Annotated in this window: 13 protein-coding genes; 7 read left to right on the top strand and 6 right to left on the bottom strand. The window is 64.7% G+C overall.

The features are described 5' to 3' along the window. The 4 genes from BRAS3843_RS18420 to BRAS3843_RS18435 all read left to right on the top strand — a co-directional run. The coding region (locus tag BRAS3843_RS18420) for a TonB-dependent siderophore receptor (protein WP_347379581.1) at positions 1-2121 on the top strand (2121 nt) is incomplete at its 5' end. A 17-nt stretch (positions 2122-2138) separates the two neighbouring features. Next, positions 2139-3284 carry a PepSY-associated TM helix domain-containing protein gene (locus BRAS3843_RS18425; protein ID WP_008970502.1) on the top strand — a complete coding sequence of 382 codons (1146 nt, stop codon included), beginning with the start codon at positions 2139-2141 and terminating at the stop codon, positions 3282-3284. Next, positions 3281-3502: a hypothetical protein gene (locus tag BRAS3843_RS18430; protein WP_008970503.1), complete on the top strand. Its 222-nt coding sequence runs from the start codon at positions 3281-3283 to the stop codon at positions 3500-3502. Before BRAS3843_RS18425 ends, BRAS3843_RS18430 begins: the two co-directional genes overlap by 4 nt. 125 nt (positions 3503-3627) lie before the next feature. Beyond that, positions 3628-4263: a CAP domain-containing protein gene (locus BRAS3843_RS18435; RefSeq protein WP_008970504.1), complete on the top strand. Its 636-nt coding sequence runs from the start codon at positions 3628-3630 to the stop codon at positions 4261-4263. Between the two features lie 34 nt (positions 4264-4297). Here the strand turns inward: BRAS3843_RS18435 and BRAS3843_RS18440 are convergent, their stop codons facing one another. Then, positions 4298-5026, bottom strand: coding sequence for a Crp/Fnr family transcriptional regulator (locus tag BRAS3843_RS18440; protein WP_008970505.1), 729 nt, complete (start codon positions 5024-5026; stop codon positions 4298-4300). A 125-nt stretch (positions 5027-5151) separates the two neighbouring features. Between BRAS3843_RS18440 and BRAS3843_RS18445 the strand changes: the two genes are divergently transcribed. Next, complete coding sequence (locus tag BRAS3843_RS18445) at positions 5152-5385, top strand: hypothetical protein (protein WP_008970506.1); 234 nt, start codon at positions 5152-5154, stop codon at positions 5383-5385. Between the two features lie 170 nt (positions 5386-5555). On the opposite strand, the gene BRAS3843_RS41600 is transcribed toward BRAS3843_RS18445, so the two are convergent. The 4 genes from BRAS3843_RS41600 to BRAS3843_RS18465 form a co-directional block, all read right to left on the bottom strand. After that, positions 5556-5879 (bottom strand): hypothetical protein, encoded by a 324-nt coding sequence (locus tag BRAS3843_RS41600; protein WP_035982113.1) that lies wholly within the window; start codon positions 5877-5879, stop codon positions 5556-5558. Between the two features lie 79 nt (positions 5880-5958). Next, a complete protein-coding gene (locus tag BRAS3843_RS18455) occupies positions 5959-6552 on the bottom strand; it encodes a hypothetical protein (RefSeq protein ID WP_008970508.1) in 594 nt (197 codons plus the stop codon). Beyond that, positions 6549-6776, bottom strand: coding sequence for a hypothetical protein (locus BRAS3843_RS18460; RefSeq protein WP_008970509.1), 228 nt, complete (start codon positions 6774-6776; stop codon positions 6549-6551). The genes BRAS3843_RS18455 and BRAS3843_RS18460 overlap by 4 nt, the downstream gene beginning before the upstream one ends. Before the next feature lie 144 nt (positions 6777-6920). Next, entirely contained in the window at positions 6921-8483 is a 1563-nt protein-coding gene (locus BRAS3843_RS18465; RefSeq protein ID WP_008970510.1) for a serine hydrolase, read from the bottom strand. 282 nt (positions 8484-8765) lie between these two features. Between BRAS3843_RS18465 and BRAS3843_RS18470 the strand changes: the two genes are divergently transcribed. After that, on the top strand, positions 8766-8966 hold the full coding sequence (locus BRAS3843_RS18470) for a DUF2905 domain-containing protein (RefSeq protein ID WP_008970511.1): 201 nt from the start codon (positions 8766-8768) through the stop codon (positions 8964-8966). Between the two features lie 130 nt (positions 8967-9096). Here BRAS3843_RS18470 and BRAS3843_RS18475 read toward each other — a convergent pair whose 3' ends face one another. Beyond that, positions 9097-10575, bottom strand: coding sequence for a hypothetical protein (locus tag BRAS3843_RS18475; protein ID WP_008970512.1), 1479 nt, complete (start codon positions 10573-10575; stop codon positions 9097-9099). Between the two features lie 383 nt (positions 10576-10958). On the opposite strand from BRAS3843_RS18475, the gene BRAS3843_RS38950 reads away from it, so the two are divergent. Then, the gene (locus BRAS3843_RS38950; RefSeq protein ID WP_008970514.1) at positions 10959-12560 is read left to right on the top strand and encodes a serine hydrolase; all 1602 of its coding nucleotides are present in this window, start codon (positions 10959-10961) and stop codon (positions 12558-12560) included. The last annotated feature ends 13 nt before the right edge of the window (positions 12561-12573 follow it).

Consider the following 12573-nt stretch of genomic DNA (forward strand, 5'->3'; position numbering starts at 1 on the left):
AGCGCGGCGCGTGAGCGCGGGCGGGGATCCGCGCAGGCCGCGACGCAGGCCGTCCGGTCGCCGTCGTTAGCCGCATTCGAACGCGGCACCGATCCGGTCCGCGGCTTCGTGCCCAATGTGAGCTCAGCGGCGATGAAGTCCGACACGCCGATCCTGGAGACGCCGCAGTCGGTGTCCGTCATCAGTCGCGACCAGCTCGATGCGCGTGGCGCCACGACCCTGGTGGAAGGGCTGCAATATGTCGCCGGCCTGGCCGTGCAGACCGGCGGCACCGATCCGCGCTTTGAGAACGTCCAGATCCGCGGCTTCGACATCAACGGCTACGGCAATTATCGCGACGGCCTGCGCGAGGTCAGCGATCCCAATTATTTCTCGCTGTTTCGCACCGAGCCATATGGCCTGGAACGGATCGATGTGATCAAGGGGCCGAGCTCGGTGATGTACGGGCAGGGCGCGCCGGGCGGGCTCGTCGACAGCATCAGCAAGCGTCCGCCGGACAAGGCCTTCGGCGAGGTGGTCGGCCTGTTCGGCAACTACAACCGCTATCAGGGCGCGTTCGACGTCGGCGGTCCCGTCACCAAGGACGGCTCGCTGCTCTATCGCGTCACCGGCGTATTCCGGGACGCCGCCGCCCCGATCGCGCATTTCTCCAACGACGTGAAGGACAACCGGATCTATATCGCGCCGGCGGTGACCTGGAAACCGACCAATGACACCACGCTGACGATCCTTGCCGACTACACCAAGGATCTCACCGGCAACGCCTTTCCGCTGTCGGTGCTGCATGTCACATCGGCCGGGATCACCGGCGTGAAGGCGCTGCCGATCTTTCTCGGCGATCCCAGCTACAACACATTCGCGCAGGAGCAGGCGCGGGTCGGCTATCAGTTCGAGCACAGATTCAGCAACAATCTGATCTTCGAATCGAAATCCCGTTATGGGCACTCCGAGCTCGACTACCGCTATCTGACCTATCTGGCCAATCCGCTCGATACGCTGACGTCGTTCACGCGGCGGGCCAATCGCGTCGACGTGACCAGCGATTCCTTTGCGACCGACAACCATGTCGTTGCCACGCTCGGCACCGGGCCATTCCAGCACACGGTCGTGTCCGGGGTCGATTACCAGATGCTGAACCTGCAGGATCGGACCACTACGGCGACGGCCGGCGTGCCGGCGCTCAACAGCCTCAATCCGGTCTACGGTCAGGCCATTCCGTTTCCGACCACGCTCTACACCGGATCGGCGGACCAGAAGATCGACCAGGTCGGCGTCTATCTGCAGGACCAGGTCAAGGTCCAGAACTGGATCCTGACGCTCGGCGGCCGCTTCGATGTCGCGGAGCAGGACACGCTCAGCCTGGTGACCAACGGCGTGGCGACAGCGACGCGGACAAAGACGGAGAACACCGCCTTCACCAAGCGCGGCGCCGTTGCCTACGAGTTCGACGGCGGGCTCGTGCCCTATTACAGCTATTCGGAATCCTTCCTGCCGACGCCCGGCACGGATTTCAGCGGCTCGCCGTTCAAGCCCACGACCGCGCAGCAGCACGAGGTCGGCGTCAAATTCCAGCCGTCGCGCAGGCTCCTGGTCACGGCGGCCGCCTTTGACCTGACCCGGCAGAATTCCCTCACGACGGATCCCAACCATACTGTCTTTTCGGTGCAGCTCGGCGAGGTCAATTCGCGCGGCTTCGAGTTCGAGGCGCTCGCCGAGCTGATGCCCGGCCTCAATGCGGTCGCGACCTTCACCAGCCAGGACGTCAAGGTGACCCAGAGCTCTACCGCGGCCGAGATCGGCAAGGTGCCGACACTGGTGCCGGCCAACATGGCGTCCGCCTATCTGGACTACACGATCCAGACCGGCATCCTCGCCAATTGGGGATTGGGCGGAGGCGTCCGCTACACCGGCGAGACCTTCGCCAACAACACCAACACCATCGTCAACGACGGCTATGTCGTGTTCGACGCCGGGATCCATTATCGCCAACCCAAAGGCATCAATCTGGCGCTGAACGTGAAGAACATTGCCGACCGCGTGACCACGGCCTGCACCACCAGTGGCGGCTGCCAATACACCAGTCCGCGCACCATCACCGGCACCATCAGCTATCGCTGGTAAGGGAGGTCGGACAGAGCATGGCACGCGCGCGCACCATCCGGCTGTGGTCGTCGGTCCATACCTGGACGTCGTTGGCAAGCATGCTGTTCCTGCTGATGCTGTGCATCACCGGACTGCCGCTGATCTTCCACGACGAGATCGACGATTGGCTCGAACGAGAGATCGCTGCGCCGGACATGCCGGCCGACACGCCGCGCGTCTCGCTCGACCGGGCGATTGCAGCCGCGCAGGCGCGCTTTCCCGGACAATACGTGCTGTTTGCAAGTCTGCAGCAGAGCGAGCCGCTGGTGACGGTTGCGCTATCGCCGACGCCGGTCCCGGCGCCGGGCGCGTTTCATCGCGTCACCATCGACGCCCGCACCGCTGCGGTGCTCGGCGAGGAGGCGCCGCATCTGGACGTGATGGACATCGTGCTGCGCATCCACAAGGACATGTTCGCAGGGCTTCCCGGCGAGCTTTTCCTGGGCGTGATCGGGCTCGTTTTGGTGCTGTCGCTGATCTCCGGCGTCGTGCTGTATGGTCCGTTCATGCGCAAGCTTGCCTTCGGCACCGTTCGCGGCCACGCCTCGCCACGGCTGAGATGGCTCGACACCCACAATCTGCTCGGCATCCTCACCGTGACCTGGATGCTGGCAGTCGGCCTGACCGGTACCATCAACACGCTGGCCACGCCGCTGTTCGATCTCTGGCGCGCGCAGCTGCTTCCGAGCCTGCTCGCCCCTTATCAGGGCAGGCCGGTGGCGAAGGCGGCTTCGGTCGAAGCCGCGGTGACCGCGGTGCGCACGCGGTTTCCGGACCGGCTGATCAGTTCGGTGACCCTGCCGACCGCGGCGCGGTTTGGCAGCCCGCAGCATCTGATCGTCTGGACCAAGGGCCGGACGCCGTTCTCGGCCCGGATGTTGCGGCCGGTGCTGGTCGAGGCGGAAGATGCCGAGCGCATCGTCTCGCCCGAGGTGCCGTGGTATCTGCAGGGCCTGCAGGTGTCGCGTCCGCTGCATTTCGGCGACTATGGCGGTTGGCCGCTGAAGATCATCTGGGCATTGCTCGACCTGATTGCGATCATCGTGCTCGGCAGCGGGGTCTATCTATGGGCGGCACGCAGGCGCGTCGCGCGGCGAAATCCGTCGCTCGCAGTTGACGCGGGCGAGGCCGCACCGTCATGACGCGGATCGCACCCGGCGGAACGGCCTCGCCGCACTTCAGGCCCCGCAGCACCTGGCAGGTGTTCCGGGCACCGCTCGCCGTCGGCCTTGCCGCCGCTGCCGGCCTGACCTTCGCATTGTTCGGTGACGGCGTCTGGGACGCTGTATCGTGGGTGGCGCTGTCAATTCCCGTGGTGCTGAGCCTCATCTACGGCCTGCGCGCCGCCGGCGGACGCTGAGACGGCGGTCAGGCTCGGACTTTCCGTTCATCGAAAAGGTCTTTATAGCGATAGCCCTACTTGAGAGAAGCGCGTCCCGGTATCGAGACGGCCGCGCTTTATCGTCCAAATGGGGCATTCAATCGATGATGTTCCGATCATGGCGCGCGATGGTGGCCGGGCTGGTCCTGGCCGTCTCGGTCCACACCGCGATCGCGGCCGAGGGTTCACCGGCCGAGCAGATCTCCGAGTTCCGCCTCAAGCATGGTGAGGTCCGTGTCAGCAGAGATGCAACGCTCGACCGCATCGCCGCCGAGCAGGCGCGGGCGATGGCTGCGAAGGACGATCTGAGCCACGAGGTGCTCGGGCCGTTCACGCGCCGCGTGGCGCCGTCCAACGCCGGTCGCGCGGCGGAGAACATTGCTTACGGCTATGAAAGCTTCGACAAGACGCTCGGGCAATGGATCAATTCGCCGCCGCATCGCAAGAACCTGCTGCTGCACAACGCAACCAAGGTCGGCATCGCCAGCGCCAAGAACGCCAGCGGCAAGCGCACCTATTGGGCGATGGTGATCGCCGGCGACTACGAGACCAAGCCGCCGGTCAAGAACGACAAGGGCAAAGACAAGACCAGAGGCAAGCCGCCTGTCGTGGCGCAGGCCAAGGCGGAGACCAAATCTGCCGCCAAGTCCGAGCCAAAGTCCGAACCGGCGCACAAATGGGGCGCTTCGCCGCCGAAGGATTGCCACCTGAACATCAAGGTGCTCGGACTATGCATCTGATGTGAGCGGCGCGAAACCAGCGGGTTCGTATCGCTCACAGCGCCGGCTTCTTCAAATGCAGGTAGCCCGGCTCGAATTCGCCGATGGCGACAAGCTTCGGCCAGCTGTGGATGGTGAGCAAGCCGCCGCGAAAATCGAACGCACGGCTCGCGCGTAATTCGGCCAAGGTCCGGTTGACGGTCGCGATCGCCATGCCGAGCGCTTCGCCGAGCTGAGGCAGGCTGATCGGCAGCTCCAGCGCATTGTCGTCGGCGAGGTCCAGGGCGCGTGCGCGATAGAACAATTCGCAGAACAGATGCGCCATGCGGGCGGGCTTGGCTCGCGCGCTGTTGTTGGTGATCGCCTCGCGAAAGATCGCGGCATCGATCAGGGTCTCGCGCCAGATCGCGAAGCCGAGCGTCGGCCTGCGACTGATCGCGCGCACCAGCTCCTGGTGCGGAATGGTGGCGACCGCCGCCGGACCGATCGCGCACACGGCATGATCCATCTGGTCAAGGAACAGCGCCTGGGCGTCGGGCCAATCACCGGCCATGTGGAACGAGATGTATTGCCGCGCGCCGGTCGACAGCAGATGATAGCGCGCGAGCCAGCCGGAGACGACGACGGCCGAGACATCCGGATCGTCGCCCTGCCGGATCAGGTCCTCATTGCCGGCGAGTTCCCGCACCGTCAAGCTCAAGCCGTTCACCTCGGCGACGTCCTCGTTGGACAGCCGCGAATGCTGCTTGAGCTTTCTCAACAGGATCCGGTCCGGGTTCCGCATGAAAGCGCCTTCGTCAGGTGACCTCCGTATCAAATGATATGCTGCGGACATCGGTTCCTGCCTACGCTCCGCAAATGGGGGAGGAATGATGGGCAGGCGGAGGCGTCGCGCCCGGGAGATGAACCGTGCCGCACATCGCATTCCTGCACCGCATCCGTCAGCTGTTCGGTGGGAGCAGCCCCCACGTCGATGTTCTCGCCGAGGCGCTGGCCGACGGCCGGCTCAAGCAGCCCGCGCAACCGATGACCGATCAGGAGCTGGCCCGCGCCATCCGCGAATTTCAGAATGCCCCGCCATCGGAGGCGACGTTGAAGCGGCTCCGCGAGCGCTTGGATAGCATCAACAAAGCCGGCTGCTGACCGCGGGCAGCTGGCTTCGCTAACCTCAGCAGCACGAGCACGTGTCGTTGGTCTCGCGGCCAGGGGTGGAGCGCGTCGAAGGGGAGCAAATAAGAAGCCCCTCTTTCTCGCGAGAGAAGGAGGGGCTGGCTTTGTTGACTTGGTCCTTCGCGTTCAGCGACGATTATGCGCTAACGGCTCTTTGCTCCCGCATGCGGGCTCATCGTGCCCATCGTGCCGTTCTGGTTGGTGACGTCATCGTCCATGCCCGTGCTGCTGCCGGTGCGGCCGCCCGTGGCCGTGCTGCTGCCGGTGCCGCGTCCGACAGTGCCCGCGCCGGTCGAGGAGCCGCTGAGATTGGTGCCGGTGCTGCCACCGCTCGTCGTTCCGGATGTCGTACCCGACATGCCCGTGCTGCCGCCTGCGGCGCCGCTTCCCGCGCCGCCGCCTTGCGCCAGTGCGAGCGAGCCGGTCAGTGCGAGCGCCACCGCCAATCCGATCGTGGTGAACTTCATGTCATGTCCTTTCGCTTGGGAGGCGAACACCAACCTCGCGCTGAGGTCGCCGTTCCCCACAGCATGGCCGGAGACGTCGCTATCCACGTCCCTTGTTGTCGACGTGATCCTGCAACTGTTCGGTCTGCACCCATCGTCCGTCCTCGCCGCGCTCGCGCGAGCTTGCCGCCTTGTCGCGGTTCGACAGCACCATGTTCTCACCGACCAGATCATCCTGCAGGTTGGTCATGCCGCCCGAGCCGTCTCCTTTGCCTTTGAGGTGCGGACCGGCCGATGAGTCGCGGCTGGTTCGCTGCGGGACGGTCTCACGATCCAGCTCGCGTTCGATCTCCCGCGCCAGTTCGCTGGAATCGGGATTATCCGGCTTGCGTTCGAGCATGCGCAGCTGCTGCTCGTGAGTCTTGCGGCCCTGTAGCTGCATGTGCCGCGAGGGACCGCTACGATCGGGCTTCGGTGGTGCGCGACGCCGGTCCATAACCTCGGCCTTGTCGATGCCGCCCAGTGCATTGGTGTCGTTCTCGACGTCGCCTTCGATGGTGTTGGCGCCTTCGATCTGCTCGAGGTCATCGAGGCTCGCCTGCGCCATGGTGACGCCCTTGGAGGCGCCGATCAGCGGATTGCGCGCCAAATCGACATTGGTGGGTTTTGGCAGCTTGGGATGTTTGTTGCTCATCGCTTGAACCCTCCATGCGCCGGATGCGTGTTCCCGCCCTTGGCTTCGGATTCGTGGGTGTGATGAGAATCGTGCTCGCCACCACCACCGGAGACGCGGCTGCGGCGCCGCATCGGGTCGTCGGCCGGCGGCTTCTCGATATGCAAAGGTTCCTTGGCATTCTCATGCGACGCGCCAGGGCCGCCCTGGCGAATGCTCGCTTTGGTCCTGGTCGAGGTCGACATGCTGGTTCCTCGCGTTCCCTGCCGGTCTAGTGTGACCGGCGTGCGAAAGACCAACGCGAGCCTCGAAGCAGGGTTCTAAATACAACATGGATTGATCATGCCGCCGGACGACAGACGAGAATGCGCCGGGACCGTCGCGCGTGCTCAGTTGCGGACTTCGCCTTCGACCGCCAGCTCCTTGCCGTATCGGCCACGCGTCTTGAACACCACCTTGTCGCCATCGAAGGTGAGGCGCCATGTGCGCTCTTCGCCTTGGCCAATGAACTGCACGTCGATCACGAATGTCGTGGCGTCGATCCAGCTGCCTTTCATGGCCCGATAGGCGTAAGGTTGCCAGGGATGGCTTTGCGCGGTCTTGCGGTAGGTGCCGTCGAGGCCGATCGGATTCTGCAGGTGCAGAATGTTGTTACCAGGGCCCGGCCTTGGGATGTCCCATGCGACATGAGGATCGGTGCCCGTGAGCTCAAGCGTGATGGCGTTGACGCCGAGCGGGCCGGGCGGGAAGGTGTAGGTCTTGCCTGAGATGGTCGCCGCGATCTCCGGCACCGCACCGACCGCACTCTGCGTCTCCGTTGCGGCATCGCGGACGGCTGCAGCGAGGTCGGCCGCGGCTTGGGGCGCGGCAGGCAGGGCCCCGTCCGATTTGACCGCTGCTGAAATGTCGTTCGCGAGCTTGCGGAACGGACAGAAGTCGCGCGCGGTCATCACCGCCACGATATCCGGATCGGGCAGCACCATGATGACCTGGCAGTGATAGCCCACCGCCATGAAGACGTTGCGGTCCGGCAGCGCCCAGAACTGGTTGGCATAGCGCAGGCCGGGCTCGAACTTCGCGTTCATGCTGACGGTGGCGTGGTTGACTACGTCGATCCAGGTGGGCGGCAGCAGCTGCTGCTCGCCCCAGCGCCCGCCGCGAAGATAGAGATAGCCGATCTTCGCCATGTCGCGCGGTTTCAGCGCCAGGCCGAAACCGCCGCTCGAAACCCCTTGGGGATCTTTGAACCAGGCGTGGTCCGTGATGCCGAGCGGCGCGAACAGCCTTTCGACGGCGAATTGTTCCGCACTCCGGCCGGTGAGCTTGGTCACGATGGCGGAGAGCAGATGCGAGTTGCCGCTGTTGTAGTAGAATGCCTCGCCCGGCGAGTGCGCCATCGGCTGGTCGAGAATGTACTGGACCCAGTCAGGGCTTCGTCCCAGCTCGAAAATGGATTTCTCGGGGCCGCCGTTATAGCCTTCGTCCCAGTCCAGGCCCGAGGTCATGTTGAGCAGATGCTGGACGGTGATCGCCTGCTTGCGCTCGTCGACATTGGCGATCTTGCGATCATGGAAGAAATCGAGCGCCGGATGATCGAGGCTGTCGAGCACCCCATCCTTCTGCAGCATTGCGATCAACGTGGCGACCACCGCCTTGGTCGAGGAATTGATGATGTGCAGCTCGTCGGCCTTGTAGGGCGCGTAGGAGGCGTCGAGCACGATGCGGCCGTGGCGCGCGATCAGCAGGCTGTCGAGCCTGAGCGTCCTGCCGGACGCGACGAGCTTGGCCAGCGCCGCCGAATCCATGCCTTCCTCTTCCGGCGCGGCGCTGTGCCAGTCGGGGACGGGCCAGACAGTCGGCTTGCTGTCCACGGCGGATGCGTTCTGAGCAAAGAGGCCGGCGAGCACGAGACCAAGCGCAAGCTGCAAGCAGCCGATCCTGTTCTTGAACATCTGCAAATATCCGATTGAAGGGAACGAGATGGCTACGGCGTGGCGCCCTTCCTATACTACCACGGAGGGTATCGGTTTCAATGACTTCGGCGAACCGATCGCATCGGTTGGAGAATCGTGAGCGCGCGCCGGTTTTCGGTGGGGTGTGATCGCCCGCCAGCGAAAAGGCCAGTTGCAGTGGAAAGTGTCGCGCGAGCTCATAGATGATGCGGGAAGGCTCGCGACGGGATGCGCAGGTGAAGCACGGCGATCAGTCCGTCGCGGCGGTCTGGGAAATTGCAAATGTCACGCGCACTCATCATCTTCGGCTTCATCCTCGTCGCGATCGGGCTGCTGTGGCCCTATGTCGGTAAGCTCGGCCTCGGCCGATTGCCTGGCGATATTGTCGTCGAGCGCCCGGGCTTCGCCTTCTATCTCCCGCTGATGACGTCGCTGATCCTCAGCGTCCTCGTCAGCGTGGTGCTGTGGCTGTTCAATCGCTAAGAGCATGATCCGGAAAAGTGCGAAGCGGTTTTCCCTCGCGACAAACGCGAAACGCGTTTGCGCGGAGATCATGCTCAAACAACAACCTGAAGCGCGATGACCATTCAACCTAATCTCATCGCGCTTTAGGTCACGGCCGCGAACGCAGCAGCACTGCGCTCGCAGGCGGCATGTGGATCCGCGCCGTCTGCGCGGCGACGGGCACGGCGGCCTTTGCCATTGGCGTCCAGGTGCCCTGCGCAGAGACGGGCGCGTCATTGAGCTTGTGTCCGCTGGTCGCGGCGAGGTCGGCACCCCTCAGCCAGACCGGCTCCAGCGTGGAGGTTGTCTGGCCGAGCAACAGCTCTGCATCAACAGCGGTCTCGGCCTGCTTGTTGATCATCAGCACGTTTACGCCGCCATCGTCGCGCAGCACGCCGTAGGCACTGAAGCGCAGGCCGGCGGGGCCGTCGACGGTTGCGGGAACGGTCGTCGCTCCGTTCTGTCCTCCATTTTTTCCCTGGGCGCCAAGCGCAAACAGCAGCAGGCCATAATAGACCGGCCTCACCTCGACGACCTTGCCCTTGTCGTCGGCGATCGGCGTGTAGCCGGGACCATGCCCGCCGCCATGCAGGTTCACGCCGTTGCAGCCGTCGAGCGCACAGCGAAACATGAAGTCCATCACCCACAGCGCGGTGCCGTAGGTGTTCGAGATATTGGGCGCGCCGCCATTGAAGAAGGAATTGCACTCGGCCATGCGCCAGCCCAGCTGCACCCCGTCGTCGCGCGCGGCGCGGGTGACCGATTGGAGCTGTTGGGTCAGGCTAGGGTCGCCCTGCAGCAGCAGATCCAGCGTGGACTCCGGGGCACGGCCGTCCGCACGATAGTAATGCTGCGTCAGCAGGCTGATCTGCGCGGCGGCATCGCGCGCGAAGGGCAGGGTGAAGCCGGTGGAGAGCGAGGCAGCGACTGGGCCGGCAAGGCGGGCCGAGGGCGCGGCCGCGGCGATCGCTCTCGCCATCGCACGCCACTCAGCCAGATAATCGTCGTAGCGCCAGTTGGCCGGGCGATGACCGTTGTGAGGATAGAGGTCCGGCTCGTTGCCGATCTCGATTGCCAGCAAGTTGTCTCCCAGCGCCCGGACTGCGTAGGCAGCCTCGGCGGCGGCAAGCTCGGTGGTGTTGTCGGCGAGGTTGATGCCATAGATCACCTGCCAATCGACCTGTCTGGCAAAGCCGGCGAGCGCGTCGACCATCGCGGGCAGGATCGGCGTGAGCTTCGGCGTCGCGCCCAGCCAGGCGCAGCGATCCACCGCGTTGGCGCCGATGCGCAGCACGCCCGGGCCCAACAACCGATAGAGACCGAGCAGGGCGTCATTGCCTGCCGTGAACATCGGCTGTGGCAGCTTGTCCTTCTCATAGCTCAGGCCGGCGAAGCGGCTGGTCAGCGTTGCGCCGGGCCTGTCGCGGTCGAGGCGGACGCTGACATCGGCACGGGCCGGGCCTGGCGAAGGCGCGGATGCTGCCGGAGCTGCCACGCTGCGGCCGGCGCCGCTGCCGAGCCACCCGCCGATGCCGATGGTCGACAGCAGCGCGATCAGTTCACGGCGGGCCAGCATGCGATCGGACATCGCCAGTTCGCCTCCTTTGGTCCCCATATCGCGGGCGTGTTCGGCACGCCATGGAGGAGGATGCGGTTGGTCATGGCGCCATTATAGCACGCCGACGGCTTGCAAGCGGCGCTTGCTGAGCCGGACGTTTTGCCCACGCCGCTGCGTCATGACGGGTGATCGAGGAGATGGCGAATTGCTACAATTCGTAACAGAGAAGGCGTATAAGCCGGTGACGATCTCGACGGAAGGCTTGGATTGCTGCGCACGGCTGTGACGATCTGCTGCCTCAGAAGCATTCGAGCCATGCTGCCAGCAATATCGTGGCGCCATCAGTCCGGGGCGCCTCGATCGAGATGGAGGCGAGGGTGAGACTTAGAAGAGCCTTGGCGGGAGTGCTGCTGATGATATCCGTTGCTTCGGCGCGCGCTGGCGCATTGCCCGAACGGGTCGCGACGGCGGCGAATGAGCGCATCGCCGCCGGCTTCTGTCCAACGCTGGTGTTTGCGGTGGTCGATGGCGACGACAGCGAGATCGCCGCGTTTGGCCGGCTCGACGATGGCAGGGCGGCCGATGGCGACACCGTCTATGAGATCGGCTCGATCACCAAGACGTTCACGGCGACCTTGCTTGCTGATGCGGTGCGCTCCGGGCGCCTCACGCTCGATGCGCCGGTCGCGGGCCTGCTGCCCGATGTCAGGATCCCGTCGCGCGGCGGCAAGGAGATCACGCTGCTCGACCTCGCTACGCAGTATTCCGGGCTGCCACGGCTTCCACTCAACCTGCTGCCGGTCGATGCGGCCAATCCCTATGCCGATTACGATGCTGCCAAGTTGAAGGCCTTTCTCGCCGACTATCAATTGCCGCGTGATCCCGGTGCGTCCTACGAATACTCTAATCTTGGATATGGCCTGCTCGGCTACGCGCTTGCGCAGGCCGATCGAACGACATACCCGGACCTGGTGGACCGCAAGCTCCTGAAGCCGCTGGGCATGGCCATGACCGGGGTCGCATTGACGGACGAGATGCGGGCGCATCTAGCCCCCGGTCACGATGCGAGCGGAAAGCCCGTCAAGGATTGGGATTTCGACGTGCTCGCCGGGGCCGGAGGTCTCCGTTCCACGGCCAACGACATGCTGCGTTATCTGAAAGCCAATATGCAGCTCACGCCGCCGGCTCTGGCGGAGACAATCGCAACTGCTCAGCAGCCTCGCCGCGACGCCCCGAACCTCGGGCGCATCGGGCTTGCCTGGATGACCAGCGCGAACGGTGTAGTCTGGCACAATGGCGGCACCGGCGGTTATCACAGCTTTCTCGGAATGACCGCTGATCGAAAGCGGGGCGTCGTGGTTCTCACCAACGCCGCCATCGACATCGACGAGCTCGGGAAGGCTGTGCTTGACGATGGAGCACAGCTGCGCACCGGATTGAAGATCGTGACGCTGCCCGATGCCGAACTGGACGACTATGTCGGCACCTACAGGCTGCGCGAGGGCTTCCTGCTCAAGGTCTTCCGCAAGGACGGCGGCCTCGTCACCCAGGCGACGGGCCAGGCCGTCGTCCCGATCTTCCCGTCGGCGGCTGACAGCTTCTTCGCCAAGCTGGTCGATGCCGGCATCACCTTCACGCGCGACGCGCAGGGCGCGGTCACCGGGCTCGTGCTGCGTCAGAACGGCGACCATTGGGCGCCGAAGCTGTCGCCGTCCGAGATCCCGCCGGAGCCGCAGGAGATCACGCCGGATGCCGCCGTGTTGTCCAACTATGTCGGGCAGTACAGGTTCGATTTCGGCGCGGTGCTCGACGTCAGGCTGGATGGAAACGGCCTCAAGGCGCAGCTGACGGGGCAGGCGGCCTTTCCGATCTTCGCCAGTGCGCCTGACGCGTTCTTCTACAAGGTCGTCGAGGCTCAGCTGCATTTCGAACGCGAGCAGGGCTCCGTGGTCGCCGTCGTGCTGCATCAGGGCGGCCGCGACATGCGGGGCACGCGGATCGGGTCGTCACCCTGAGCCCGCTTGCGGG

Source organism: Bradyrhizobium sp. STM 3843 (assembly GCF_000239815.1).
Lineage (GTDB): Bacteria > Pseudomonadota > Alphaproteobacteria > Rhizobiales > Xanthobacteraceae > Bradyrhizobium.